The organism is Kribbella sp. NPDC004138 (assembly GCF_053603655.1).
This window is the reverse complement of record NZ_JBSGFZ010000010.1, coordinates 46,084-71,057: the sequence shown is the minus strand read 5'-3', so window position 1 is coordinate 71,057 and position 24,974 is coordinate 46,084. Positions and strand designations below refer to the sequence as shown.

Annotated in this window: 28 protein-coding genes and 1 pseudogene; 10 read left to right on the top strand and 19 right to left on the bottom strand. The window is 69.8% G+C overall.

The features are described from left to right. Nucleotides 1-7 precede the first annotated feature (7 nt). Together ACWEOO_RS16195 and ACWEOO_RS16190 are read right to left on the bottom strand one after the other, a co-directional pair. On the bottom strand, nucleotides 8-499 hold the full coding sequence (locus ACWEOO_RS16195) for a VOC family protein (RefSeq protein WP_452143627.1): 492 nt from the start codon (nucleotides 497-499) through the stop codon (nucleotides 8-10). After that, the gene (locus ACWEOO_RS16190) at nucleotides 480-1,547 is read right to left on the bottom strand and encodes a GlxA family transcriptional regulator (RefSeq protein ID WP_452143626.1); all 1,068 of its coding nucleotides are present in this window, start codon (nucleotides 1,545-1,547) and stop codon (nucleotides 480-482) included. Before ACWEOO_RS16190 ends, ACWEOO_RS16195 begins: the two co-directional genes overlap by 20 nt. Before the next feature lie 35 nt (nucleotides 1,548-1,582). Here ACWEOO_RS16190 and ACWEOO_RS16185 point away from each other — a divergent pair, with 35 nt between their 5' ends. Together ACWEOO_RS16185 and ACWEOO_RS16180 are read left to right on the top strand one after the other, a co-directional pair. Beyond that, nucleotides 1,583-2,221 carry an HD domain-containing protein gene (locus tag ACWEOO_RS16185; RefSeq protein ID WP_452143625.1) on the top strand — a complete coding sequence of 213 codons (639 nt, stop codon included), beginning with the start codon at nucleotides 1,583-1,585 and terminating at the stop codon, nucleotides 2,219-2,221. 49 nt (nucleotides 2,222-2,270) lie between these two features. Then, complete coding sequence (locus ACWEOO_RS16180) at nucleotides 2,271-2,624, top strand: UBP-type zinc finger domain-containing protein (RefSeq protein ID WP_359931651.1); 354 nt, start codon at nucleotides 2,271-2,273, stop codon at nucleotides 2,622-2,624. 13 nt (nucleotides 2,625-2,637) lie between these two features. Here the strand turns inward: ACWEOO_RS16180 and ACWEOO_RS16175 are convergent, their stop codons facing one another. Then, a complete protein-coding gene (locus ACWEOO_RS16175; protein WP_452143624.1) occupies nucleotides 2,638-3,843 on the bottom strand; it encodes an MFS transporter in 1,206 nt (401 codons plus the stop codon). 1 nt (nucleotide 3,844) lies between these two features. Continuing rightward, nucleotides 3,845-4,324 carry a peroxiredoxin family protein gene (locus ACWEOO_RS16170; protein ID WP_452143623.1) on the bottom strand — a complete coding sequence of 160 codons (480 nt, stop codon included), beginning with the start codon at nucleotides 4,322-4,324 and terminating at the stop codon, nucleotides 3,845-3,847. 94 nt (nucleotides 4,325-4,418) lie between these two features. On the opposite strand from ACWEOO_RS16170, the gene ACWEOO_RS16165 reads away from it, so the two are divergent. Next, nucleotides 4,419-5,048 carry a TetR/AcrR family transcriptional regulator gene (locus ACWEOO_RS16165; protein ID WP_452143622.1) on the top strand — a complete coding sequence of 210 codons (630 nt, stop codon included), beginning with the start codon at nucleotides 4,419-4,421 and terminating at the stop codon, nucleotides 5,046-5,048. Between the two features lie 29 nt (nucleotides 5,049-5,077). Here ACWEOO_RS16165 and ACWEOO_RS16160 read toward each other — a convergent pair whose 3' ends face one another. The 7 genes and pseudogenes from ACWEOO_RS16160 to ACWEOO_RS16130 all read right to left on the bottom strand — a co-directional run bounded on the left by ACWEOO_RS16160 (nucleotide 5,078) and on the right by ACWEOO_RS16130 (nucleotide 12,009). Continuing rightward, entirely contained in the window at nucleotides 5,078-6,079 is a 1,002-nt protein-coding gene (locus tag ACWEOO_RS16160) for a proline racemase family protein (protein WP_452143621.1), read from the bottom strand. Further along, on the bottom strand, nucleotides 6,076-6,978 hold the full coding sequence (locus ACWEOO_RS16155) for a dihydrodipicolinate synthase family protein (RefSeq protein WP_363717459.1): 903 nt from the start codon (nucleotides 6,976-6,978) through the stop codon (nucleotides 6,076-6,078). The genes ACWEOO_RS16160 and ACWEOO_RS16155 overlap by 4 nt, the downstream gene beginning before the upstream one ends. After that, nucleotides 6,975-8,396 (bottom strand): FAD-dependent oxidoreductase, encoded by a 1,422-nt coding sequence (locus ACWEOO_RS16150; protein WP_452143770.1) that lies wholly within the window; start codon nucleotides 8,394-8,396, stop codon nucleotides 6,975-6,977. Before ACWEOO_RS16150 ends, ACWEOO_RS16155 begins: the two co-directional genes overlap by 4 nt. A gap of 135 nt (nucleotides 8,397-8,531) precedes the next feature. Continuing rightward, nucleotides 8,532-8,816: pseudogene (locus tag ACWEOO_RS16145) on the bottom strand ((2Fe-2S)-binding protein); the annotation flags it as partial. A gap of 193 nt (nucleotides 8,817-9,009) precedes the next feature. Beyond that, nucleotides 9,010-10,170: an NAD(P)/FAD-dependent oxidoreductase gene (locus ACWEOO_RS16140; protein ID WP_452143620.1), complete on the bottom strand. Its 1,161-nt coding sequence runs from the start codon at nucleotides 10,168-10,170 to the stop codon at nucleotides 9,010-9,012. A gap of 122 nt (nucleotides 10,171-10,292) precedes the next feature. Continuing rightward, complete coding sequence (locus tag ACWEOO_RS16135) at nucleotides 10,293-10,898, bottom strand: helix-turn-helix domain-containing protein (RefSeq protein ID WP_359931627.1); 606 nt, start codon at nucleotides 10,896-10,898, stop codon at nucleotides 10,293-10,295. Between the two features lie 58 nt (nucleotides 10,899-10,956). Next, a complete protein-coding gene (locus ACWEOO_RS16130) occupies nucleotides 10,957-12,009 on the bottom strand; it encodes an SDR family oxidoreductase (RefSeq protein WP_452143619.1) in 1,053 nt (350 codons plus the stop codon). A 71-nt stretch (nucleotides 12,010-12,080) separates the two neighbouring features. Between ACWEOO_RS16130 and ACWEOO_RS16125 the strand changes: the two genes are divergently transcribed. Together ACWEOO_RS16125 and ACWEOO_RS16120 are read left to right on the top strand one after the other, a co-directional pair. Continuing rightward, nucleotides 12,081-12,974: a LysR family transcriptional regulator gene (locus ACWEOO_RS16125; protein ID WP_452143618.1), complete on the top strand. Its 894-nt coding sequence runs from the start codon at nucleotides 12,081-12,083 to the stop codon at nucleotides 12,972-12,974. After that, complete coding sequence (locus tag ACWEOO_RS16120) at nucleotides 12,967-13,899, top strand: cation diffusion facilitator family transporter (RefSeq protein ID WP_452143617.1); 933 nt, start codon at nucleotides 12,967-12,969, stop codon at nucleotides 13,897-13,899. Before ACWEOO_RS16125 ends, ACWEOO_RS16120 begins: the two co-directional genes overlap by 8 nt. Here ACWEOO_RS16120 and ACWEOO_RS16115 read toward each other — a convergent pair. After that, the gene (locus ACWEOO_RS16115; RefSeq protein ID WP_359931615.1) at nucleotides 13,884-14,072 is read right to left on the bottom strand and encodes a DUF3099 domain-containing protein; all 189 of its coding nucleotides are present in this window, start codon (nucleotides 14,070-14,072) and stop codon (nucleotides 13,884-13,886) included. The two genes, ACWEOO_RS16120 and ACWEOO_RS16115, sit on opposite strands and share 16 nt — an antisense overlap. 1 nt (nucleotide 14,073) lies before the next feature. Beyond that, nucleotides 14,074-14,523 (bottom strand): MarR family winged helix-turn-helix transcriptional regulator, encoded by a 450-nt coding sequence (locus ACWEOO_RS16110; protein WP_452143616.1) that lies wholly within the window; start codon nucleotides 14,521-14,523, stop codon nucleotides 14,074-14,076. 125 nt (nucleotides 14,524-14,648) lie between these two features. Here ACWEOO_RS16110 and ACWEOO_RS16105 point away from each other — a divergent pair, with 125 nt between their 5' ends. Next, nucleotides 14,649-15,824: an MFS transporter gene (locus ACWEOO_RS16105; RefSeq protein ID WP_452143615.1), complete on the top strand. Its 1,176-nt coding sequence runs from the start codon at nucleotides 14,649-14,651 to the stop codon at nucleotides 15,822-15,824. Further along, nucleotides 15,821-16,642 (top strand): aldo/keto reductase, encoded by an 822-nt coding sequence (locus ACWEOO_RS16100; RefSeq protein WP_452143769.1) that lies wholly within the window; start codon nucleotides 15,821-15,823, stop codon nucleotides 16,640-16,642. Before ACWEOO_RS16105 ends, ACWEOO_RS16100 begins: the two co-directional genes overlap by 4 nt. A 12-nt stretch (nucleotides 16,643-16,654) precedes the next feature. On the opposite strand, the gene ACWEOO_RS16095 is transcribed toward ACWEOO_RS16100, so the two are convergent. Then, a complete protein-coding gene (locus tag ACWEOO_RS16095) occupies nucleotides 16,655-17,368 on the bottom strand; it encodes a sortase domain-containing protein (protein ID WP_452143614.1) in 714 nt (237 codons plus the stop codon). Between the two features lie 166 nt (nucleotides 17,369-17,534). On the opposite strand from ACWEOO_RS16095, the gene ACWEOO_RS16090 reads away from it, so the two are divergent. Continuing rightward, nucleotides 17,535-18,242 (top strand): TetR/AcrR family transcriptional regulator, encoded by a 708-nt coding sequence (locus ACWEOO_RS16090; protein WP_452143613.1) that lies wholly within the window; start codon nucleotides 17,535-17,537, stop codon nucleotides 18,240-18,242. Here ACWEOO_RS16090 and ACWEOO_RS16085 read toward each other — a convergent pair. The 3 genes from ACWEOO_RS16085 to ACWEOO_RS16075 are packed head-to-tail and all read right to left on the bottom strand — an operon-like array spanning nucleotide 18,239 to nucleotide 21,593. Then, the gene (locus tag ACWEOO_RS16085) at nucleotides 18,239-19,522 is read right to left on the bottom strand and encodes a dihydrolipoamide acetyltransferase family protein (RefSeq protein WP_452143612.1); all 1,284 of its coding nucleotides are present in this window, start codon (nucleotides 19,520-19,522) and stop codon (nucleotides 18,239-18,241) included. The genes ACWEOO_RS16090 and ACWEOO_RS16085 overlap by 4 nt on opposite strands. Continuing rightward, entirely contained in the window at nucleotides 19,519-20,505 is a 987-nt protein-coding gene (locus ACWEOO_RS16080) for an alpha-ketoacid dehydrogenase subunit beta (protein WP_452143611.1), read from the bottom strand. Before ACWEOO_RS16080 ends, ACWEOO_RS16085 begins: the two co-directional genes overlap by 4 nt. After that, complete coding sequence (locus ACWEOO_RS16075; RefSeq protein ID WP_452143610.1) at nucleotides 20,505-21,593, bottom strand: thiamine pyrophosphate-dependent dehydrogenase E1 component subunit alpha; 1,089 nt, start codon at nucleotides 21,591-21,593, stop codon at nucleotides 20,505-20,507. The genes ACWEOO_RS16080 and ACWEOO_RS16075 overlap by 1 nt, the downstream gene beginning before the upstream one ends. A 119-nt stretch (nucleotides 21,594-21,712) precedes the next feature. Here ACWEOO_RS16075 and ACWEOO_RS16070 point away from each other — a divergent pair, with 119 nt between their 5' ends. Continuing rightward, nucleotides 21,713-22,201, top strand: coding sequence for an Lrp/AsnC family transcriptional regulator (locus ACWEOO_RS16070; RefSeq protein WP_130387870.1), 489 nt, complete (start codon nucleotides 21,713-21,715; stop codon nucleotides 22,199-22,201). On the opposite strand, the gene ACWEOO_RS16065 is transcribed toward ACWEOO_RS16070, so the two are convergent. Further along, entirely contained in the window at nucleotides 22,198-23,157 is a 960-nt protein-coding gene (locus ACWEOO_RS16065; RefSeq protein ID WP_452143609.1) for a LacI family DNA-binding transcriptional regulator, read from the bottom strand. The two genes, ACWEOO_RS16070 and ACWEOO_RS16065, sit on opposite strands and share 4 nt — an antisense overlap. A gap of 78 nt (nucleotides 23,158-23,235) precedes the next feature. Between ACWEOO_RS16065 and ACWEOO_RS16060 the strand changes: the two genes are divergently transcribed. Beyond that, complete coding sequence (locus tag ACWEOO_RS16060) at nucleotides 23,236-24,552, top strand: Gfo/Idh/MocA family protein (protein ID WP_452143608.1); 1,317 nt, start codon at nucleotides 23,236-23,238, stop codon at nucleotides 24,550-24,552. Nucleotides 24,553-24,569: 17 nt separating this feature from the next. Here the strand turns inward: ACWEOO_RS16060 and ACWEOO_RS16055 are convergent, their stop codons facing one another. Beyond that, complete coding sequence (locus ACWEOO_RS16055) at nucleotides 24,570-24,974, bottom strand: VOC family protein (protein WP_452143607.1); 405 nt, start codon at nucleotides 24,972-24,974, stop codon at nucleotides 24,570-24,572.

The window sequence follows — 24,974 nt, the reverse complement described above, 5'->3', positions numbered from 1 at the left end:
CGGTTGCTCAGTTCTTGACGCGGCTGTGCATCTCGGCGGCGAAGGTGTCCTGGGCGATGCGCATGACGGCGAGTTCGTCGGGGTCCGCGAAGAGCTCGCGGGCCTTGCTCTCGGGGACGTCCTCGACGTGGGTCTGGAGCCACCAGATGTTGCCGACCGGGTCCTTCACCCGGCCACCGCGGTCGCCCGTGATGCCGGAGTACATCAGCTCGGTCACCACGGTGGCGCCGGCGTCGAGGGCCCGCTGATAGGTGCGCTCGACATCCTCGACGTACACGCTCAGGAAGCTCGGGGTGTCCGGCCAGTCCTCCGCCGCGTCGAAGGTCATCAGCACCGATTCGCCGACGGTGATCTCGGCGTGGCCGACCGTGCCGTCCTGGTTCGGGAACCGTCCGCTCGTCTTGACCTCGAAGGTGCGCTCCACGAACTCGAGGAAGGCGTCCGCGCCCTTCGCCACGATGTAGGGCGTGATCGTCGACTTACCGTTTGGCTTGTTCATACCTCGAGTCTGACGACAGTAGGGGACGGGTTCTGTCCTCTTCCTCGTCGGATTGTGCGGCCTGGAAGCGGCGGCGGTACTCCGTCGGCGTCGTACCGAGATGACGTGCGAACGCCCGGCGCAACGTCTCGTCGCTGCCGAGTCCGCTGAGGCGTGCTGCCGTGGTGATGCTGTGCCCGTCGAGCAGGAGCTGTTGCGCCCGGTCCAGCCGTACCCGCTCGACCCACCGGCCGGGCGTCGTGTTGAACTCGCTCTGGAACAACCGGGTCAGATGCCTCGGACTGACCGCGGCCGCGGCGGCCAGGTTCGGCAGGCTGTGGTCAGCAGCCGGGTCCGCGACGACGATGTCGGCGAGCGCCCGCAGCAGATCGGTGCGCGGCGGCCGGGTCGCCATCGCGGTCGAGAACTGCGACTGACCGCCGGGGCGCTGCATGAAGACGACGAGTTCACGCGCCACGGCTCGGGCCGTCTCGGAGCCGTGGTCTGCCTCGACCAGGGCGAGTGTGAGGTCGATGCCGGCGCTGATCCCCGCCGAGGTCAGGTACCGCCCGTCGGTGACGTGGAGCGCGTCCGGCAGCACCTCCACCATCGGATACTGCCGCGCCATCGCCGCCGCATGCCGCCAGTGCGTCGTCGCCCGCCGCCCGTCCAGCATCCCGAGCGCCGCCAACACAAACGCCCCACTGCACACCGACGCCACCCGCCCGGCCCCGTCCGCCAACATCGCCGTCACCTGAAGCACCTCGTCCGGCACCCCGCGTACAAGGTCATCTGCCCCAGCCACCACCACGGTGTCGACCACGCCGACGTCAGCAGCCCGGACCACCCCCGCCAGCACCACACCCGAGGCAGCAGTCACCTCCCCACCACCCGCAGACACAAGCACCGACTCGTACCGCACCCGCCCACCCCACCGATCGGCCGTGACCAGGTTGGCCTGGTGGAGGACTTCGAGCGGTCCGGTCACGTCGAGCAGCGTCACCCCGTCGTACACGACGAACGCGACCCGGTGTGTCCGAATCTGTGGTTCACCTGGCGATTTGGACATGGCGTCAGCGTACTCCGGACCAAGACCCTGAAGGCATGACCGAAACCATCGCCGGCATCCAGATCCCTGACAGCGCCCTCGCCCGCGAAGCGACCGACCTCGTCCGCGACGCCGCGTCACCCCTGCTCTTCGACCACTCCCGCCGCGTGTACCTGTTCGGCTCCCTCCGCGGCCGGGCGCAGGGCCTCTCATTCGACCCGGAACTGCTGTACGTCGGCGCGATGTTCCACGACCTCGGCCTGACCGAGCGCTACCGCCGGACGGACCAGCGCTTCGAGATCGACGGCGCCGACGAGGCCCGGAGCTTCCTGCGGCGGCGCGGCATCAGCGACGACGCCGCCGACCGCGTGTGGACGGCGATCGCGCTGCACACCACACCGGAGATCCCGCTGCACCTGTCCGCCGAGATCGCCCTCGTCACCCGCGGCGTCGAACTCGATGTCCTCGGCATCGGATACGACGCGGTCACCGACGCCGAGCGCGACGCCGTGACCGCCGCGCACCCGCGTCCCGACTTCAAGAACCGCATCCTCGCCGCGTTCACCGAAGGTATCCAGGACCGCCCGTCGACCACCTTCGGCAATGTGAAGGCCGACGTACTGGAGCACTTCGTACCGGGCTTCCACCGCGGCGATTTCGTGGACGTCATCAAGAACTCGTCCTGGCCCGAGTGACCGCGGACGTTGCTTGTCCGGGAGCCGGGGACAGGTGAGGATGTCCGGTATGACGGACAGTTCTGGAACGCCAGGCATCGACAGCACAGTTCCCCCGAGCGGCACCGGATGCGTCGAGTGTCTGCAGGCCGGCGGCTGGTGGTTCCACCTCCGCCGGTGCGCGCAGTGCGGTCACATCGGCTGCTGCGACTCCTCCCCCGCCCAGCACGCTTCCGCCCACGCCGCCGAGAGCGGCCACCCGATCGTCCGCAGCTTCGAGCCCGGCGAGGACTGGTTCTGGCACTACGGCGAGTCCCAGTACTACGACGGCCCAGACCTCGCCCCACCGGCCGCCCGCCCCGAAAACCAGCCGGTCCCCGGCGGCAAGGTGCCCACCAACTGGCAGTCCCAACTCCACCGGTAACGCCTGCACCCAGTCAGCGTCGTCCGTTGGCGAGAGCCAGCGCCGCCGGCAGCCGACGCAACCGCAGCATGGCAACCGTTCCGAGCAGCGGCCCGATCGCCAATGGCAGCAACGCGTAACGCCAGCCGGCAAGGCTGACGGCGAGGGGCACGAGCCGGATGCTCACGATGGTGAGCGTGAAGCCGAGGGCGAGCTGCAGCGCGAGCACCGAACCCGCGTAACGCGGCTCAGCCAGCTCCGTCACGGCTGCAGAGAACTGTGCGGAGTCGGCGATCACAGCCGCACCCCAGATGAGCAGAACCACCACGAGCACCGGTAGCGCCGCGCCGTAGATCAGTGGGCTCGCGAGGCAGCACGCGGCGCTGAGAAGCATCGCCGCGCTGGTGATCGTGGTGCGCCCCAGTCGGTCGGCGAGCCGTCCCGCCACCACAGCTCCGAGCAGCCCGGCCACCCCGATCGCAAGGAAGGTCACGACTCCGGTCTGAGCAGGACCAGGTCGTGAGTCCGCCCTTGCGGCAACGAAGAACGCGGCCAGCCAGCTCCACAAGGCATAGAGCTCCCACATGTGCCCGAGATAACCCATCGTGGCCAGCCGCAGCGGTCGCTCACTGGCGAGAGCCCGGACCGCGGCGCCGACATCGAGCGGAGGCGACGATACGGCCGCCGACCCGGAGCGCACCGTCGAGATCGCTACTGCGCCCAGGCCGGCGAGAACGGAGGTGACGGCGATCGTCACCTGCCAGGGAACGTGACCAAGGCCCCGCACCAGGTGCGGAGTCCCCGACCCCAGGGTGAGCCCGCCGACAACCACGCCGGTCGCCACGCCACGCCCGCGCTCGAAATGGGTAGCTACCAGCCGCACGGCAGGGGCATAGACCCCTGCCAGCGCGATGCCGACCAGCAGACGGATCGGCAGGGCGAGAGCCAGCCCATGTGTCAGCAGCAATGCCAGGTTGCACAGTCCGGCGGCAACCGACGAACCGGCGATCAGCCAATGCGGCTGCAAGCGGTCGGGAAGGTTGAGCATCGCCGCGCCCACGCTGCCGGTCACGAAACCGATCTGAACGACGACCACCAGCCAGGCGGCACCGTCTGCGGTCAGGTGCCACTGGTCCTCGAGCGCCGGCACGATCGCGGTCGCACTGAACCACGAGGCGTTGGCCAGTACTGCTGCCAGAGCCACGAGACCGAGGGCACGGCGTTGCTCTTTGGTCGTCATCTCAGCCCTCGTGGGCCTTCAGATAGCGGAGGAAGCCGATGACATCGTCCGCGACCAGGCGACCGATGGCCTCGCTCGAATACACGGCCGTGATGACGTTCCCCTGGGGATCGAGGACGAAGCCGGACGACTGCAGGTAGCGGTGATCGGCGCTGACGTACGCACCCGTCGCCTTCGACACCGTGTCGGGGTCCGCGCTGTGTGCCACTGGGAACTTCAACTTGTGCTTCTCGACCAGGGCGGCGCTGGTCGGCCCGTCGTCCACCGACAACGCGACAACCTTGGCGTTCAGCTCCGCGAGCGTCTCGGACGCACGTGAGAACGCGGCGAGCTGCGCGTTGCAGTACGGGCACCACGAGCCGCGGTAGATCAGGACGACGCCGAACGAGACGGCGAGATCGTCCGGCAGGGAGACGGTTCCACCGCCGACGGCGGGGAGCGACAGGGACGGGAAGTGCTGGCCATTGCGCAGACGAGACACGATATTCCTCTCTGATGCCCAACATTGGACTGAATGGTCCATGTTGGTACCACAGAATTGGACTCTCAAGTCCAATCCGCCGTACGCTGCGATCATGGCAACGAAGATCCATCGGGGCACGGCGCGTCTGACCGCGCGCGGCTCCGTGACGCGCGCACGGATCATCGCGGGCGCCACCGACCTCGTGTACGACCAAGGCGTGGCAGGCACCAGCCTCGACGACATCATGGCGGCGACCGGCACCAGCAAGTCGCAGCTGTACCACTACTTCGCCGACAAGGACGCGCTCATCCTGGAGGTCATCCGCAACCAGCTCGCCAAGATCATCGCCGGGCAGGGAACAGAGTTGCGTGCAGCGCGGTCGTGGGACGGTCTGCAGCGGTGGCGCGATCACGTCGTCGAGACCACTCGCGCCACCGGCGGAGTGGGGGGCTGCCCGCTGGGCTCGCTGTCGAGCGAGCTCGCCGACCGCTCGGAGTCGGCCCGTCGAGTCCTGGCGGCATGCTTCGCCGAGTGGGAGGAGTACCTGCTCGACGGATTCCGCGCGATGCGCGACGACGGCCAACTGTCCCAGGACGCCGACCCGCAAGCGCTCGCGACCGCGGTGATGGCCGCGCTACAAGGTGGCCTGCTGCTGTCTCAGGCCACACATGATGTCCAACCGCTGGAACTGGCGCTCGACATGGCACTGGGCCACGTCGGCCAGTGTCGCCCCGAGGATTGACAGCGGCGGCTGTGCGTTCGCCGCGCCGACTACAGCACGAAGCCTGTAGGGAAAGGGTCGTCGGGGTCGAGGAGGTAGTTGGCGGTGCCGGTGATCCAGGCTCGGCCGGTGACCGTGGGGACGACGGCAGGACGCGGCCCGACGGTCGTCTCCTCGACGAGACGGCCGGTGAAGCGCGTGCCGATGAAGGACTCGTTGACGAAGTCGGTGTCCAGGGCGAGCTCGCCGCGGGCGTGGAGCTGGGCCATCCGCGCCGAGGTCCCCGTCCCACACGGCGAACGGTCGAACCAGCCGGGGTGGATCGCCATCGCGTTCCGCGAGTCGGCGCCGTCGAGCCCCGGCGCCGTGAACTGCACATGCTTGCACCCGTTGATGCCGGGGTCGAGCGGATGCACCGGACGGTCGGTGGCGTTGATCGCGTCCATGATGTCCAGCCCGGCCTTCAGGATGCGGTCCTTCTCCGCCCGGTCGAACGGGATGCCGAGCTGCTCGATCGGCAGGACCGCGTAGAAGTTCCCGCCGTACGCCAGGTCGTACGTGACCTTGCCCAGCCCGGGCACGTCCACCGAGGCGTCGAGGGCATGCGCATACGACGCGACGTTGCGCAACGTCACGTGCTCCGCGCGGCCGTTGCTCACGGCAACGTCGACGACGACCAGCCCGGCCGGCGTGTCCAGCCGGACCAACGTCTGTGGTTCCGTCACCTCGACCATGCCGGACTCGACCAGCACCGTGGCCACGCCGATCGTCCCGTGACCGCACATCGGGAGCAGACCGGAGACCTCGATGTACAGCACGCCCCAGTCCGCGTCGGACCGGGTCGGCGGCTGCAGGATCGCCCCGCTCATCGCGGCGTGGCCTCGCGGCTCGTTCATCAGGAACAACCGCAGGTCGTCGAGGTGCTTGATGAAGTACTCGCGGCGCTCCGCCATCGTCGCACCCGGCACCACGCCGACCCCGCCGGTGACGACGCGGGTCGGCATGCCCTCGGTGTGCGAGTCGATGGCGGTGATCGTCCGGACGGACCTCATACGAGTGACTCCACTGCTTTCTTCATGTCCTGCTCCAGTTGCGCGATGTGCTCGGGGACGAGCGGTCCGCGCGGCGGCCGGCACGGACCGCCGAACCGCCCGACGTAGTCCATGCCGTACTTGATCGCCTGGACGAACTCGGTGCGCGAATCCCACCGGAACGCCGCGACCAGCGGCTCGTACAACGCGCGGGCCTCCTCCAGCTTGCCTTGCGTGGCGAGCTCGAACAACCGGACCGATTCCTTCGGGAACACGTTCGGGAAACCGGCGAACCAGCCGGTCGCGCCCATCAGCAGCGCCTCGAGGGTGAGGTCGTCGGCACCGGCGATCACAGCCAGGTCGGGGGCCAGCTCGCGGATCTCGAGGATCCGCCGGACGTCACCGGAGAACTCCTTGACCGCGACGATGTTCTCGATCTGCGCGATCTCGGCGAGCAGGTCCGGCGTCAGGTCGACCTTGGTGTCCAGCGGGTTGTTGTAGACCATCACCGGCAGTCCGGCCTTCGCGACCTCGGTGAAGTGCGCGATCACCTCGCCGCGGTTCGCGCGGTACATGGTCGGCGGCAGGCAGAGCACGCCGTCCGCACCGTCCTCGGCCGCCTTCTCCGCCCAGGCGCGGGCCTGGTGCGAACCGACGCCGTGGACGCCGACGACCACGACACCGTCATTGCCGACAGCCTCGATCGCGGTCTTCGCCACGGCCCGGCGCTCGTCGTCGGTGAGCGACGAGTACTCACCGAGCGACCCGTTCGGCCCGACGCCGCGGCAGCCGTTGTCGACCAGCCAGCGGCAGTGCTCGGCGTACTTGTCGAGGTCGGGGCGCAGCCCCGCCGGCGCCGACGCGTCCTCGGCATACGGCAACGCGGTCGCGACGATCACGCCGTCCAACTTCTCGCTCATGGTTCCTCCCTGGTTTCCGGTGATGGCGCGACCTCGGCCGCCGCCAGATCCCGCAGCCTCACTGGTACGGCGATCGGTCTTTTCATGCTTGGTTGCGGTGCGTCGCCCGGCTTGGCCAGCAGGGCGGCGACGGTGCGCGAGCACACCCGCCCCTGACACATCCCGAGCCCCGCGCGACTGCTCAGCTTCATCGCCCGCCCATCGTCGAGCCCCCGCTCGCCGGCGGCGGTTTCGAGCTGTCCCCGGGTCACTTCCTCACACCGGCAGACGAGCGTGTCCGCGTCACTCCAGCTCTTCCACCCGTCCCGCACGGGATAAGCCTTGGCCAGGGCAGCCGCGAACCGCCGCCCCTTCACAACAGCCGCGGACGCCTCGGTGGCGGGGGGTGGGGTGGCGAGGGTTTGGGTGTAGTGGGCCGCTGCGGTGCCGGCGAGGGTGCCTTCTGCGGTGGAGAGGGCGGCGCCGCCGATGCCGGTGAGTTCGCCGGCTGCGAAGACGCCAGGGGTGCTCGTTTGCTGACCAGCGTCGACGGCTACGGCTGGGCCGCCGTCGGGGGCCGTGGTGATGGTGCAGCCGGCGGAGACCGCTAGCTCCAGGTTCGCGGTGAAGCCGAAGCCTACGCAGATCGCGTCGACGTCCACCCGGCGTTCGGTGCCGCGGATCGGGCGCCAATCGCTGCTGAGGCGGGCGATCGTCGCGGAGTCAACGCGGTTCGTGCCGTGGGCGGCGATCACCGTCCAGCCGTGGCGGAGCGGAATCCGGTGACGGGCGAGCAGGGCGCCGTACCCGACGGCCTCGCGAAGCTTGCTGCGGGCAACCAATGGGTCGGTGGACCAGCCCTTGCGGACCGTCGTCAGCGTGTTGGCTTCGAGGAGCTCGACGACGTGGGCACCGACGCCGATCAAGGACTCGGCGACCGGCAGCAGGAATGGACCTGTGCCGGCGACCAGGACGCGACGGCCGACGGCGATCCGCTGTCCCTTCGCCAGGGCTTGGGCGGCGCCGGCCGTGTACACGCCCGGTAGATCCCAGCCGGGGAAGGGCAGCACGCGATCGAAGGCACCGGCTGCCAGCACGACGGACTTGGCGTCGATGGGGAACGGCTGCCGGCCGCTCGCGTCGGCCGGTCCGGTCTGTGCCCAGAGTCGGAGACCTTCCACCGCCCATACCGAAGTCTCCGGAAGGTAGGTGATCCGTGGATGTCCCTGCAGCCTGTCCCGCTGGCGCGCGAACGCCTTCCATTCGTGCTGCAGGCGATCCGGTCGCTGCGCTGCGAACTCGGCCGGGAGCTGCCGGTTGTACTGTCCGCCGACGGCTCGCCCGCTGTCGACCAGCAACACCTCAGCCCCGGCATCCCCCGCCGCAAGCGCAGCCGCGACCCCAGCCGGCCCCGCCCCCACCACCACAACCTCAGCCACCCGGGCCACACCACCACCAGAACCCACCACCCCCGAAGACGCGGCACCCGAAGGCCTTGTGCCGGAAGGCGGTGTGTTCGAGGGCGCCGTTCCCGATGGTGTTGTCGCTGGAAGTGCTGCGCCTTGTTGGGTGGTGATGGTGTCGCCGGGGGCGACTGTGCGTTGGCAGGCTCGGATGTCGGGGAGGCCGTTGATGGTGATCAGGCAGTCTTGGCAGGCGCCGATTCCGCAGAAGATTCCTCGAGGGCGGTCGTGGAGGCGGGTGGTTCGCCAGGTGTCCTGGCCGTTGGCGAGGAGTACGGCGGCGACCGTTTGGCCGGCGCGCGCCTCGACCGGCTTGCCGTCGATGGTGACGTCCAGTGCCGGTGGGGTGCCGACCTCGGCCGGGTCGCCGGATTGTGGGCGCAGGTAGGCGGTCATGACGCACCGACGCGACGGACTGAGGAAGGCTTGCGGTCGGCTCCGGGTGGGGTGCGGTGGAGGTGTGGCGGAGCGGATGAAGGCGGGACGGTGCCGCGCGCACCGTCGCACCGCGCACCGTCGCACCGCGCACCGTCGTACCGCGCACCGTCGTACCGCGCACCGTCGTAGCGCGGGCTCGGCTTGATCGTGGTCATGCGGCGATCACCGCCGGGCGGTCGACGCGGAACGGGGACGGGTCGAGGTGGGGGGCCAGGCCGAGGAACTGTTCGGTGACGAGGCGGCCGGTGGCGGGGGCGAGTCCGATGCCGGCGCCCTCGTGGCCGGTCGCGTGCCACAGGCCGTGGACGCGGGGGTCGGGGCCGATGACCGGCAGGTGATCCGGAGCGTACGGCCGGAAGCCGCCGTACGTCCGCATCACCGGGACGTCGCCGAGGAACGGGAACAGTCGCATCGCCTTGCGCGCAAGCTCTCGCAGCACCAGCACCCGGATCGCGTCGTCGAATCCGATCCGCTCGCGGCTCGACCCGATCAGCACGGTGCCGGCTCGCGTCGACTCGACCACGGTGGAGGTCTGCAGCTCGGCGTCGCCGCTGCCGACCGCGCCGACGTAGTCCGCGTCGTACACCTTGTGGCGCACGCACTCCGGGAGCGGTGCCGTCACGAGGATCATCCCGCGCCGCGGCAGCACCTCGATCGGCGTGCCGGCCGCCGCGGCGAACGCACCGGCCCACGGCCCGCACGCGTTGAGCACCGCACCGCAGGCGATGTCGCCGTCGGACGTGTCGACGCCGACGACCCGGCCTCGTGACTGCCGGATCCCGAGCGCGGTGACCCCCGATCTGACCTCGCCGCCGCGCTCGCGAACCGTTGCCAGTAACGCCGTCGCCGCCAGCACCGGCTGCACCTGGGCGTCGTCCGGATAGTGCACACCGACGGTGACCCGCGGCGTGATCAGCGGCTCGAGCTCGAAGACCTCCGCGGGCGTGATCACCTGCGCGGCGACCCCGGCCTCACGCTGCTTCGCCGCGAACGCGGTCAGCGGCTCCGGGTCTCCGGTCGCCACCACGACGCCGCCCTTCGCCTCCCACTCCACGTCGGCGACCCGCTCGAGCAGCCGCGCGCGGACCACGTCCCACTCGGCGCGTGACGCGACGGCGAGCTCCAGCTCCGGCCCCGGCTCCTTGTCCGAGACCAGCACGTTGCCCTCACCGGACGCCGTAGTCCCGGCCGCGGGGCCGTCGCGGTCGATGACCAGGACCCGCACCCCGGCCGCCGACAACGCCTCCGCGCACGCCGCCCCGACCATGCCCGCGCCGACCACCACCACATCGGGTGTCGCGGACCGGTGCATGACGGACCTCCTCGGCAGGCGTTCGCTAAAATGAACGATACCGAGACTACGCGCGCCTCCGTCGACCGGTCAATGCACCCAACCGGACCTCTCCCGGACCTTTCCCGGAACCCAGCCGGCAACTAGACCGGCAGATGCGGTCCGCCGGCCGCCGTCGGGTACACGTCCGGCGGGTACTCGAGCAGCAGCACCGACCGCACCGGCCCGTCCACCGCCTCGTACGAGTGCGGCCCGGCGGCCCGGAACGCCAGGTAGTCGCCCGGCCCCAGGTCCGCGCTCTGCCCGTGAGCATTGATTCGTAAGCATCCCGTCAGGACGATGTGATGCTCGGTCCCCGGATGCCCGTCGGAGTGCTGGACCGCGTCCGGCCGGATCTCCTGGTTGTAGATCTCGAACAGCCCGCCCGGGTGCTCGAGCCGCCGCAGCATCCGCAGGTCGATCGCGTCGCCGGACAGGACGTCGACGTCGGCGGACCGCACGAGCACCACGTCGGAGGCCGGCGAGTCGGCCAGCAGGGCCGAGACCGGAACACCGAGAGCGTTCGACAAACTGAACACTGTCTCGATCGTCGGGTTGCCCGCCCCGGACTCCAGTTGCGACAACGTACCTTTCGCGATCCCGGACCGCCGGGCGAGTTCGGACAGCGAGATGCCTTGCTCGTCCCGCCGCGCCCGCAGGTTCGTCCCGAGCAGCTTTCCCGCACCCATCGCCGTCACAGCCCGGAGCATGCCACATCCGGCGGCAACCGCGGATCCGTCGCGCTACCAGGAGCCGGGCCGGGAACCGTCACGGAATGATCCGGCGCCGCCGCAAATCCGCGAAGATGCCGTAGAACATCTGCTCGGTGTCGACGTACTCGTGGAACCCGGCCCGCCGCGACTTCGACGCGTCGGCGAAGAAGTCGTAGTCCCAGCCGAACACGAAGTCGGCGAACGGCCAGGACGACACCTCGGCGAACGACGTGGCCTCCAGCCCGTGGGCGGCCTGCAGCTGTTTCCAGGCCGGTTCCTTGTCCGCCATCACGTCCTGCAGGGACAGTTGCAGCGGCGGCGCGACCTCGAGCCCGAACCACGCGCCGAGTTTGGGCCACAGCTCGCTCCAGCGGAACAGGTCGCCGTTCGTGATGTTGAACGCCTGATTCGCCGCGGCCGGCGCGGTCGCCGCCCAGACCGTTGCCTTGGCCAACAATCCGGCGTCGGTCAGCTCCAGCAGCGAGTGGTACGCGCCCGGCTTGCCCGGGAACCGCAGCGGTACGCCGAGTTCCTTGGACAGCGACGCGTACACGGCGATCGCGACCGCGAGGTTCATCGGATTGCCGAGCGCGGACCCGCCCACCACGGACGGGCGCAGCGCCGACCAGGTCCACGCCTTGCCCTGCTGGCGTTCCTCGAGGAAGCGCTGCTGGTCGACGTTGAACTCCGGCGGCAGGTGCGGCGGGTCGTCCTCCCGCGCCGGCGTCTTGAACGGCCCGAGATGCGCGCCGTACACCTTGTAGCCCTGCATCAGGCTGACGTGCTGTAGTTGTCGGGCGACCGGTTCGATCGCGTCGACGACGTTCACCAGCATCGCGAGGTTCGGGGGCACGAGCTCCGCCCAGGTCGGGCGGTCCTGGTACGCGACGTAGAACACGTGCGTCACGTCGGTCAGCCCGGACAGCTTGTCCCGGGTGTCGTCCGGGTCCAGCAGGTCGACGGCGACGTGCCGCACCCGGCCGGGTACGTCGATACCGCCGCGGCGCGACAGCCCGATCACCCGCCACTCGGCCAGCGACGCCAGATGCTCGACCAGATTCGTCCCGATGACTCCTCGGGCACCCACCACCAACGCGACGTTCTCCATACCGAACAGCCTTGCCGACCTGCGCGGATAAATCCAAGGCATAGTTTTCACCGAACCCATAAACTGAAGACATGGCAACGCTCCGGCAGCTCGAATACCTCGTCACCGTGGTCGATCAGGGCTCGTTCACCAAGGCCGCCGAGCTGCTGCACGTCACCCAGCCCGCCCTCTCCCACCAGATCCGCACCCTCGAGCGCTCCGCCGGCGGACCGTTACTGGAGCGGCTCCCCCGCAGCATCCGTCTGACCCCGACCGGGCGCGCGATGCTTCCGCACGCCCGCGCGACCCTGGCCGACGCGGAGCGGGCGCGCTGCGCCGCGCGGCAGGCCGCCGGACTCGAGGTCGGCGAACTGCAGATCGCGACGCTCTACTCGATCACGCTCGGCGTGCTGCCGGCCGCGCTCCGAGCCTGGCGGCAGACCCGCCCGAACGTCGGCATCCGCCTGTTCGAGCACCGCCATACCGACGAGCTCGTCGACGCGATGCACTCCGGGCAGGCCGACCTCGCCGTCGGCCCCGAACCGGCGGACTGGCCAGGTGTCACCCGCGTCCTCGGCACCGAGGAACTCGTCGTCGTGGTGGCCGCCGACGATCCCGTCGCGTCCAGCGACACCGTCAAGCTGCACGACCTGGCCGACCGCGCCTGGGTCCACTACGCACCGGGGCACGGCCTCGCGGACGTGCTCGACAACGTCTGCGCACAGGCGGGCTTCGAGCCGCGCATCGCCGTACGCACCGAGCAGACCGCTGCCGCGCCCGCGCTGGCCGCGGCCGGCCTGGGCCCCGCCCTCGTTCCGGACAACATCCTCCCGAAGGACTTCGACGGTCGCGTGCTGCACCTGGAGCCCGCCGTACGCCGGACGCTGACGGCGTACACCCGCGGCGAACCGGATCCGCTCGCGGCCGCGTTCGTCGACGTGCTGTTTCGATCGGCCGGGCTGCGGGCACGCGAAGGTGATGCCTGACGAAGAGTCGGACGCGACAGTCCTCTTGGCCGGTACGGCGAATCTCGCGATCGCGATCGCGAAGATCGTCGCCGGCCTGCTCTCGGGATCCACGGCCCTGCTCGCCGAGGCGGCGCACTCCGTCGCCGACACGCTGAACCAGGTGTTCCTGCTGACCGCGCTGCACCGCAGCCGCAAGCCCGCCGACGCGCGCCATCCCTTCGGTTACGGGATGGAGCGGTACTTCTGGGCGCTCCTCGCCGCCGTCGGCATCCTGGTGCTCGGCGCCGGCTTCTCGATCACCGAGGGGCTGCGGTCGATCCTCGCGCCCGAGCCGATCGCCGCGCTCGCGGTCATCTATCCGGTGCTCGGGATCTCGTTCGTGTTCGAAGGCGCTTCCTGGCTGCGCGCGATGCTCCAGCTCCGGCAGGAGGCGCGGGCGGCCGGTGTACCGCTGCTGCACCAGCTCCGTGCTGCCGAGCCCGCGGTCAAGACCGTGGCGCTCGAGGACTCCGCCGCGCTGGTCGGCCTGCTGATCGCCGCGATCGGGGTGACGCTGGCGGTCGTCACCGGCGAGCATCTCTGGGACGGCGCCGCGTCGATCGCGATCGGGCTGCTGCTGATCGTCGTCGCGTTCGTCCTCGGTCGCGACAACAAGGCGATGCTGATCGGGCGTGCGCTGCCGACCGACACCCAGCGCGAGATCCGCGCGATCATCGCGGGCGAGCCCGGGATCGACGAAGTGCCCGAGCTGCTCAGCCTGCGGCTGGCGCCGGAGCAGGTGCTGGTGGTCGCGACCGTCGACCTGGACGATTCCGAGACCACCGGGGCCGCCGTCGAGCAGCTCGCGGAACGGATCGACAAGAAGGTCCGCGACGCGTTCCCGATGGTGCGGCACCTCTACCTCGACCCGACCCCGGCGGACGCCCGTCAGCGTTTGTCGTGACCCGAGTTCGCGATGATCGCGGCGGTCGGGGGCAGGACGGCGGCGACCGCGCTCATCCCGATCGCCACCGGGATCGAGAACAGCCGCACCACGAACCAGGCCAGGATGATCAGCGTCAGGCAGCTGCCCATCAGCAGGACGTACAGCTTGCGGTTGTCGTAGCGGCGAGCCATGTCACACCGTCAGCGGGAGTTTCCCCAGCGCCTCGACCAGCGGGGAGAGCTCGGGTAGCTCAGAGGCCTGCTGCAGCGCCGACGTCAGGACGGCGTCATGGGTGGGCTGGGCCTGGTCCAGCAGGTCGCGGCCGGCCTCGGTGACCTCGGTGTAGATGCCACGGCGGTCGGTCGGGCACAGGTAGCGCTGCAGGAGCTTGCGGTCCTCCAACCGGTTCACCAGCCGGGTTGTGGCGGACTGACTCAGCACGACGGCGTTCGACAGCTGGTTCATGCGCAGGTAGTAGTCGTCCTGCCGCGCCAGCACATCCAGCACGCTGTACTCACTCACCGACAGCCCGTGCTGCTTCTGCAGCGCGCGCTCCAGCTCGTCCTCGATCCGGGCATGCAGCGCCGCCAGGGTCCGCCACCCCTGCGCCCGCGCCTCCGCGGCGTCATCCGGTAGTCCCACGACAACCTCCACTTGAACTTCGTTCTTGCATGCGCAATCATAGCGCTTGTGCAATAGCCCGCGTGTGCAACTATCGCGCACGCCGGTAACAGTCATAAGACTACATTCGAGGGAGAGAAGAACCCATGCCCGCGGCCTTGCTCGCGCTCGCCATCGGCGCCTTCGGGATCGGGACGACCGAGTTCGTCATCATGGGGCTGCTGCCCGAGGTCGCCACCGACTTCGGCGTCAGCATCCCGTCCGCCGGACTGCTCATCTCCGGCTACGCGCTGGGCGTCGTGGTCGGCGCCCCGCTGCTCACCGCGATCGGCTCCAAGGTCTCCCGCAAGACCGTGCTGATCGCGCTGATGGGCGTCTTCATCGCCGGAAACCTGCTGTCCGCGCTCGCCCCGTCGTACGGCGTCCTGATGACCGGCCGGATCGTGGCGGCGCTGTCACACGGAGCGTTCTTCGGCGTCGGCTCCGTGGTCGCTGCGTCGCTCGTCCCGAAGGCGAAGCAGGCAAGTGCGATCGCCCTGATGTTCACCGGGCTGACCGTGGCCAACGTGCTCGGCGTGCCGGGCGGGACGGCGCTGGGGCAGCAGTTCGGGTGGCGGTCGACGTTCTGGGCCGTGACTGCGCTCGGGGTGATCGGACTGCTCGGCATTGTCGTCCTGGTGCCGCGGCAGGACACAGCGGAAGGTCCGGGGCTGCGTAGCGAGCTGGCCGTGTTCAAGAGCCTGCAGGTGTGGCTGGCACTGGCCATGACCGCACTGGGCTTCGCCGGGGTGTTCGCGTCGTTCACCTACATCGCACCGATGATGACCGAGGTCGCGGGCTTCTCTGCCGGTGCTGTGACCTGGCTGCTGGTGCTGTTCGGCGGTGGGCTCGTCGTCGGCAACCTGCTGGGAGGTAAGGCAGCGGACCGGTCGCTGATGCCGAGTCTGTACCTCATCCTGACGCTACTGGCCACCGTACTGGTCGTCTTCGTCTTCACTGCGCACGCCAAGCTCCCTTCTGCCGTGACGATCGCGCTCTTCGGCGCTGCCGGCTTCGCCACTGTCGCACCGCTGCAAAAGCGCGTCATGGACAAGGCAACGGGTGCTCCGGCGCTGGCCTCCGCGGCCAACATCGCTGCGTTCAACCTCGGCAACGCCGCCGGCGCTTACCTCGGCGGACTCACCATCGAGCACGGACTCGGCTACACGGCGCCCAACTGGGTCGGCGCCGCGCTGGCCGTCACCGGTCTGCTCGTCGCACTCATCTCGGGCCTGCTCGACCGCACCCGGGTCTCCGCACCAGCCCTTGAAGGAAGCCACTGATGATCCCCACCGTGAAGCTCAACAACGGCGTCGAGATGCCCCAGCTCGGGTACGGCGTCTTCCAGGTCCCGAACGACGAAACAGCAACCGCCGTGACGCACGCGCTCGACGCCGGGTACCGCAGCATCGACACCGCGGCGGCGTACCAGAACGAGGCGGGTGTCGGTCAGGCGATCAGTGCGTCCGGGATCGACCGCGGCGACCTGTTCATCACCACCAAGCTGTGGAATGCGGACCAGGGCTACGACTCGACGCTGAAGGCGTTCGACCAGAGCCTGTCGCTGCTCGGCCTGGAGTACCTGGACCTGTACCTCATCCACTGGCCCACGCCGGCCCGTGACCTGTACGCCGACACCTGGCGCGCGCTGGAGAAGCTGTACGCCGACGGCCGCGTCCGCGCGATCGGCGTCTCCAACTTTCAGCCTGACCACCTGGACCGGCTGGCTGGGATCACACCGGCGGTGAATCAGGTCGAGTTGCACCCGTACCTGCAGCAGACCGACGTACGCGCCTACGGCCGGGACTTCGGCATCCGCACCGAGGCCTGGAGTCCACTGGCCAAGGGCGGCAGCTTGCTGTCGGAGCCGGTCATCAAAACGCTGGCCAAGCAGTACGAGCGCACACCGGCGCAGATCGTGCTTCGCTGGCACCTGCAGCTCGGCAACATCGTCATCCCGAAGTCGGTCACCCCGTCCCGCATCCGCGAGAACCTGAACGTCTTCGACTTCGCGCTCACCGACGAGGACCTGGCCGCGATCGGCACACTGGACCGCAACGAACGCACCGGGCCCGACCCCGACACCTTCAACGTGGCCTGACGACAGTCCCGGTCAGGTCTTGGGGATGGCGACAACCACAGCGTTGCTGAGGTACGACGTGCCGTCCCAGTCCTCGCAGGTGACCAGGACGAGGCGGCCGGGGACCGATTGGTCGAAGACCTTGGACGCCGCCTTCGCGAGGGCTCGCTTGCGGTAGACCGTGACCGTCGTGACCACATAACTGATCGCGCCGCGCCGGGTCGTCACCGAGACCGTGTCACCCGCGGTCAGGCGGTCGAGATCGTCGAACGCGCCACCGCCGGTATGCACGGTGTGGCCGGTGATGATCGCCGAGCCCTTGGCGGCGCCCGGTCTGGCTCCGTCGGACCACCAGCCGACGAGCAGAGGATTCGACGGCGGTACGAGCGTGCCACCGCGCGCCCGGATGCTCAGCACCCGCGCCGAGACTCCCAGCCGCGGCACGGAGACCCTGATCGGATCGCCGGGCTGGGGCCGCGCCGTACTGCGGACCTCCGGGGGCGGCGCACTCTGCCGCGGAGTCTTCGACGGCGCGGTGGCGCTTCTGCTCGGCGACCTGCCGGTCGGGCCGCTCGACGTGGACGTCGTACCGGGGCCTGCCTGTGGACGGCTCGTGTCGTCCTTGGGCCTGAACTGGAGGTACGCACCGGTCACCAGGAGTGCGACACCGGCCGTCCAGGCGGCGACTGCCCACCACGAGGGGCGCGCCCGGCCGGGACGGCGACGTTTCGGCGATGCGTCAGGCAAGTGGTCCCTGGTCCTCAGGCTGGCCGGGTATCGCGGGTGCTCCCTCGACGTTCGCGATTGTCGCTACGCGGACCGCCGGGCGCAAGTCCGGCTCCGCGCACCTCGTCACGCGCCACTGATACAGCGTTCTCGCTCCTGACACACCGTATTAGCTATGCTCCGGCGGGTGGCGCGCGAAGCGGATCGGAAGACGGTGCTGGGATCGGTCTGGCTGCGGGAGGAGCCGTCGCCGACCAAGGCGCCGCTGAGCCGGGAGGACATCGTCCTGACCGCGATCAAGCTGCTCGACCGCGAAGGCCTGGACGCGTTCTCGATGCGGGTGATGGCGGCCGAGCTCGGCACCGCCGCGACCTCGGCGTTGTACTGGCGGATCGCCACCAAGAACGACCTGCTCGAGCTCGTGGTCGACGAGGTCTTCGCGCCCGCGCTCGAAGCGCGGGACGAGGGTGACTGGCGGGACCAGGTGACGAGCGTTGTCCGAGCGGCTTATCAGGCGTTGTCGGAACATCCGTGGGCGTGCCAACTGCTGGCCTCGCACGCCGGGCTCGGGCCGAACTATCAAGGGCTGACCGAGCGCCTGCACACGATCCTCAGGTCGGCGGGCTTCCGCGGCACGCACCTGGTCGCGGCGGTCTCGGCCGTCTTCCAGTACCTGATCGGCTCGGCCGTCACCGACGCCGCCTGGCTCTCGGTGGTACGGCGCAGTGGGCTGAACGGATCGCGCTGGGCGTCCGAATCGGCCGGCCGGATGGGAGTCGACGCGGAGCACCTCACGGCGTACCTGGACCGCGAGAGCCACGCCGGCCCGGAGGCGCGGTTCGCCTCCGGGCTGCGGGTGATCCTGGTCGGACTGCGGCCGCGGCAAATCTCCTAGAGATCGGCGAAGGCGGACGCGGGGTTCTCGAAGGCGTCGGCGACGAAGCGCAGGAACGCGGCCGCGGTACCGCCGTCGCAGACGCGGTGGTCGAACACGAGCGACAACTGCGTGAGCTTGCGGATCGCGAGCTCGCCGTCGACCACCCACGGCCGGTCGATGATCCGGCCGACGCCGAGGATCGCGACCTGCGGGTGGTTGATGATCGCGGCGCTGCCGTCGACACCGAAGCTGCCGTAGTTGTTCAGGGTGAACGTCCCGCAGGTCAGCTCCTGCTGGGTCAGCCGCCCGTCCCGCGCCGACTCGGTCAGGCGGCGGATCTCCGCATCCAGACCGCGCGTCGTCAGTGCGTGCGCACCCGCGACGGCCGGGACGACGAGGCCGCGGTCCGTCTGCGCGGCGAGGCCGAGGTTCACCCCGTCGTACTGCACGAGTTCCTCGCGCTCGGTGTCGACGTACCCGTTCAGCTCCGGGTACTTGAGCAGGCCGGCGACCACGAAGCGGGCCATCAGCGCGAGCAGCCCCGGGCCGGGGTCCGTTGCCGATCGCAACGATTCCCGGAGCTCGACCAGTGCGGTCGCGTCCACGTCGACCCAGGTGGTCGCCTCGGGAATCTCCGCCCGGCTCCGGCTCAGCGTCGCGACGACCGCCTTGCGGAAACCGCTCATCGGAACCCGCCGCAACTCCGGCAGCCCGGTCCGCGGAGCCACCGGCTCCGACACGGCCGGCCTCGGTGCGGCGACCGGCTCCTGGGTTGCCGCGACCCGTGCGGCGATCGCCTGCTCGACATCCCGCCGGACGATCAGACCGCCCTCGCCGGACCCGGTCAGCTCGCGAAGATCCACCTCCGCGTCCCGCGCCAACCGGCGCACCAGCGGGGAAACGACCAACGGAACCTTGTTTTCCGGAACGTTCCGCGCAGCCGGTGCAGTTCCGGAAACCCGCGGTTTCCGCCGCCGCCCGGACGTCGCGGCGTCCACCGTGCCGTAGCCGACCAGGACGTTGCCGGACCCGGCGCGCTCCTCCTGCCGGTACGCCGCGCCGTCCGGGTCGCCGACCGTGATGAGCGGTTTCCCGACCGGGACCGTGGTGCCGGGTTCGCCGTGCAGCTCCTCGATCACCCCGGCGTACGGCGACGGCAGCTCGACGATCGACTTCGCCGTCTCGACCTCCGCGATCGGGGTGTCGACGGCGACCACGTCACCGACCTTCACCAGCCAGCGCACGATCTCCGCCTCGGTCAGGCCCTCGCCGAGGTCGGGGAGCAGGAACGTGTTCACGAATCCTCCCACTGCAGGTCGTCGACCGCGTCGAGGATCCGGTCCACGCTCGGGAGCTGGTGCTTCTCCAGCTTCGGCGGCGGGAACGGGATGTCGAACGCGGTCACTCGCCGCACCGGCGCGGCCAGCGAGTGGAAGCACTTCTCGGTGACCCGGGCAACGATCTCCGACGACACACTCGCGAAGCCGCTCGCCTCGGCCACGACGACAGCCCGCCCGGTACGCCGGACCGCCGCGCACACCGTCTCGTCGTCGAACGGCGCCAGCGACCGCACGTCCACCACGGTCAGCTGCCGCCCCTCGGCCGCGGCGACCTCGGCGGCCTCCAGCGCGACCGGCACCGCGGGACCGTACGCGATCAGCGTCGCGTCCGCGCCCTCCCGCCGGACGACGGCCTTGCCGATCCCGGGCTGCGACTCGGTGAGGTCAACCTCCTCCTTGGCCCAGTAGAGCTTCTTCGGCTCCATGAACACGACCGGGTCCGGGAACTCGATTGCCTTCCGCAACAACGCGTACGCGTCCGCGACCGTTGCCGGGGTCACGACGGTCAGCCCCGGCGTGTGCGCGAAGTAGCTCTCCGACGAGTCGCTGTGGTGCTCGACCCCGCCGATGCCGCCGCCGTACGGGATCCGGATCACCATCGGCAGCGTGACCCGGCCGCGGGTCCGGTTCCGCATCTTGGCGACGTGCGACACGATCTGCTCGAACGCCGGGTACCCGAACGCGTCGAACTGCATCTCGACGACCGGGCGCAGGCCGTTCATCGCCATCCCGACCGCCATCCCGACGATGCCGGCCTCGGCCAGCGGGGTGTCGAAGCACCGCTGCTCACCGAACTCCGCGGACAGCCCGTCGGTGATCCGGAAGACGCCGCCGAGCGCGCCGACGTCCTCACCGAACATCACCACGGTCTCGTCGGCGGTCATCGCGTCGCGCAGGGCCTGGTTGAGCGCCTGCGCCATCGAGATCTTCGTGTGCGTCATCAGGCCTCCTCACGGGCGAGCTCGTCGCGGAGGAACGCGGCCTGCTCGCGCAACTGCTGCGTCTCCTCGGCGTACAGGTGGGCGAACAGATCGGCGGGGTCGACCGACGGCTCCGGCATCAGCCCGTCGCGCAACTGCGTGGCCACCTCGACCGCGCCCGCCTCGGCACGCTGCTTCACGTCGTCGTCCAGCCAGCCCTGCTGCTCGAGGTACGTCGTCAGCCGCTCGATCGGGTCGCGCTGCAGCCACGGGGCGACCTCCGCGTCCTCGCGGTACCGGGTCGCGTCGTCGGCGTTGGTGTGCGCCTGGACCCGGTAGGTGTGTGCCTCGATGAGCTGCGGCCCCTCGCCGGCGCGGGCCTTCTCCACGGCCTGTCCGAGGACGGCCAGCAGCCCGGCGAGATCGTTGCCGTCGGCCCGTTCGCCCGGGATGCCGTACCCGATGCCCTTGTGCGCGAGCGACGGCGCGGCGCTCTGCCGTGCGAGCGGGACGGAGATCGCGTACTCGTTGTTCTGGATGAAGAACACCACCGGCGCCTGGAACACCGCCGCGAAGTTCAGCGCCTCGTGGAAGTCGCCCTCACTCGTGCCGCCGTCGCCGACGAGCGCCATCACGACCGTGTCCTCGCCCTTCAGCCGGGCCGCGTGCGCGACCCCGACCGCGTGCGGGAGCTGGGTCGCGAGCGGCGTCGCCTGCGGCGCGACTTTGTGCTCGTACGGGTCGTAGCCCGAGTGCCAGTCGCCGCGGAGCAGCGTCAGCGTCTCGATCGGGTCGACGCCCCGGCTCATGATCGACACCGAGTCGCGGTACGTCGGGAACAGCCAGTCCCCCTCGCGCAGCACCATCGTGGCGGCGAGCTGACAAGCCTCCTGGCCGAACGACGACGGGTAGACCGCGAGCCGGCCCTGGCGGACGAGCGCACTGGCCTGGTCGTTGAACCGGCGGCCCTTGATCAACTGTGTGTAGCCGTCGAGCAGCGCCTCTTTGGAGGGCAGCCCGTACGACGGGTGGTCGTGCGGTACGCCGTACTGATCGATCAGACAGACGGGTTCCGCGGAGGGGAGCAAACGCTCCTCGACGGTGGTCATGAACCCTCCAGCGCAGGGAGACGGACGGTAGCCACATCGTCGTCCCTCCTGGCCAAGTTGAGCCATAGCTGGGAGAATCGCGAGACGTTTGGTGCGCGAAGGCAGATTGGGGCCACAAAATGTCCGACGAGGTGATGGTCCACCGGGCCGGTCCTGGACAGATTGTCGTCGCCCCGGCGCTCGACGAGATCGATCGGCAGATCATCGAGGCCCTCGGACGCGACGGACGGCTCTCGATCCGGGCTCTTGCCGACGAGGTGCACATCTCCCGCGCGAACGCGTACGCCCGTGTCGAGCGGCTCACGAACACCGGCGTGATCACCGGTTTCACGGTCACCGTCGACCCGCTCAGACTCGGCCTCGCCACGTCGGCGTACGTCACTCTGAGTCTCCGTCAGAGCTCTTGGCGGACGCTGCGCAAACAGCTCCAGGCGATCCCGGAGATCAAGCACATGGCCCTGGTCGGCGGCGACTTCGACGCGATCCTGCTGGTCCGCGCGGCCGACAACGAAGGCCTCCGCCGCCTGGTCCTCGAGAAACTCCAGGCGATCCCCGAAGTCCTCGCCACCCGCACCGCTCTGATCTTCGAGGACGTCGGAACGCTCTAGCAGCCGCAGGATCTCCGGAGGATCAGCTCTGTCGCGACGGTGAGGGCGTCCACCGATTCCTCGCCCTCGATCAGCCGGCGGACGGCCTCACGGGCGAGTTGTTCGACGGGCTGGCGTACGACGGTCAGCGGCGGCCAGGTGTACTCGGTCTCGGGGGTCCCGTCGAACGCCGCCACCGCAACGTCGCCGGGCACGTCGACGCCCGCCTCATGGAGCGCCCGCAGTACGCCGATGGCCTGCAGGTCGGAGCTGGCGAAGATCGCCGTGGGCTGCGATTCCAGCAGCGTCTGCGCGGCCCGGTAGCCGCCCTCGCGGGAGAACGTGGCGCGCGCGATCGGTCCCTCGGCGAGCCCGGCGGCTTCGAGCGCGTCGCGCCAGCCCAGCTCGCGCTCGGGATGGCCGGCGCCGCCGATCACCAGGCCGATCCTGCGATGACCGTGGGAGATCAGGTGCTCGACACCGAGCCGCGCGCCCTCGCGGTACGCCGGGCGCACCGAACTGACCGTCGGCAGCACCCGGTTGATCGCGATCACCGGGACCTCGACGTCGTCCAGCGACGGATCCGCGGTCGGCGCGACCAGCAGCAACCCGCTGACCTGGCGGGTCAGCAGCTCCGCGATCTTCGCCCGCTCGGTCAGCGGATCGCCGTCGGCGCTGGTCTGCAGGACGACGTACCCGCGGGCCGCCGCCTCCCGGTCGATCGCCTTCGCGAGCTCGGCGAACAACGGATTGCCGCCGTCCGGCGTGATCAGGCCGAACGTCCGCGTCGTCCCCATCCGCAGCGCCCGAGCGGTCGCGTTCGGCCGGTACCCGAGCGCGCGGATCGCGTCGAGCACCCGCGCACGGGTCTCCGGCGCGACCTTCCGCGGGCCCTCGTTCACGACGTAGCTGACGACGGCCGTGCTGACCCTGGCGTACTCCGCCACGTCGTTGCGCGTCACCGGGTCCTTGGGCATGAAGCGATGGTACGACGGTTGACCGCCACGGAAAGCGATTGCTAGCGTCAGCGTCTACACGAGTAGAAGGAGTCCACCGTGGCCAGACGGTATGCAGTCGCCGGGACCGGTTCGCGCGCGCAGTCGTACATCCGCGCGATCCTCCAGGACCACCCCGAGGAGGCGGAGCTGGTCGCCCTGCTCGACCCGAACCCGGGCCGGCTGGCGTTCCACCAGCGCTTCGTCGCGGAGCTCGGCGGCAGCGAGCTCCCGCAGTACGGCGCCGACGACCTGGAGCAGATGGTCAAGGAGCAGTCCGTCGACCGCGTGGTGGTGACGAGTCCCGACTACACGCACGCCGCGGTCGTGTCGCGGCTGCTGCGCGCCGGCGCCGACGTGATCGTCGAGAAGCCGCTGACCATCGACGCCGACGGCACCCGGCAGATCGTCGACGCGATGAACGAGTCCGGCAAATCCGTGGTCGTCACGTTCAACTACCGGTACTCGCCGCGGAACAGCGCGCTGCGGCAGCTGATCCAGGACGGCGAGATCGGTGAGGTGACGAGCGTCGAGTTCCAGTGGGTGCTCGATACCCGGCACGGCGCGGACTACTTCCGGCGCTGGCACCGCGAGAAGAAGAACTCCGGCGGTCTGCTGATCCACAAGGCGTCCCACCACTTCGACCTGGTGAACTGGTGGATCGCCTCGTCGCCGAAGCGCGTGTTCGCGTCCGGCGGGCTGGCCTTCTACGGCTCCGACAACGCAGCGGCTCGCGGGCTCGGCGAGCGTCCGGAGCGCGGCACGATCGATGGCTCGGCCAACGACCCGTGGCTGCTCGACCTGCGCACCGACGACACGAACCGGCAGTTGTACTACGAGGCGGAGAAGTACGACGGGTATCTGCGCGACCAGGACGTGTTCGGTCCGGGCATCACGATCGAGGACAACATGTCGGTGATCGCGGAGTACGCGAACGGCGCGCGGCTGAGCTACTCGCTGAACGCGCACTCGCCGTGGGAGGGATACCGGGTGTCGGTGAACGGCACGCTGGGGCGCGCGGAGCTGGAGGTCGTGGAGCGGGCCGCGGTCGTCGACGACCAGATCGACCCGAGCTACCCCTCCGGTCGCGTGATCGCCGGTGAGGTGCGGACGAACGGTGAGCGGCTGGTACTGCAGAAGCACTGGGCTACCGCGGTCGAGGTCGAGATCCCCCGTGGTGAAGGCGGCCACGGGGGCGGCGACAAGCTGATCTACAGCGACCTCTTCGTTGGCCCGGGCAACGATCCGCTGGGGCGCGCTGCCGACGTCCACGACGGTGTGCGCGCAGTCGCGGTCGGGATCGCCGCCAACCAGTCACTGACCTCCGGCCAGCCGGTCGTCGTCGCCGACCTGAACCTCGGCGGCTGGTCCTCCTAGGTCCAGCGCCAACTGCGCTACCGGCCGGGACGGTGCGTCCCGAAGGTCCACTCGTAGCCTGCGGGGTCGGCGACGCGGAAGCGGTAGTTGCCCCACTCGGTCAGCTCGGGCTTCCACACCACGTCCGCCCCGGCAGCGGTCGCCTGCGCGAACATCGCATCAACCTCGGCCGGGGTGTCGAACGCGACGTACATCCCGTGGCCGACGGTCTCGCCCTTGCGCGTCGGCCGGTCGTACCCCTGCTCGTCGGTGAAGAGCGTGAACGCGACACCGCCGTACCGCATCTCGGCGTGCATGATCCCGCCCTTGCCGTCCGGGACCTCCATCGAGGTCTCGAAGCCGAACGCCTTCTCCAGCCAGCGGAGTGCGGCGACGGCGTCGCGGTAACCGAAGTACGCGTGGAAGGTTGCTGTGGTGGTCAT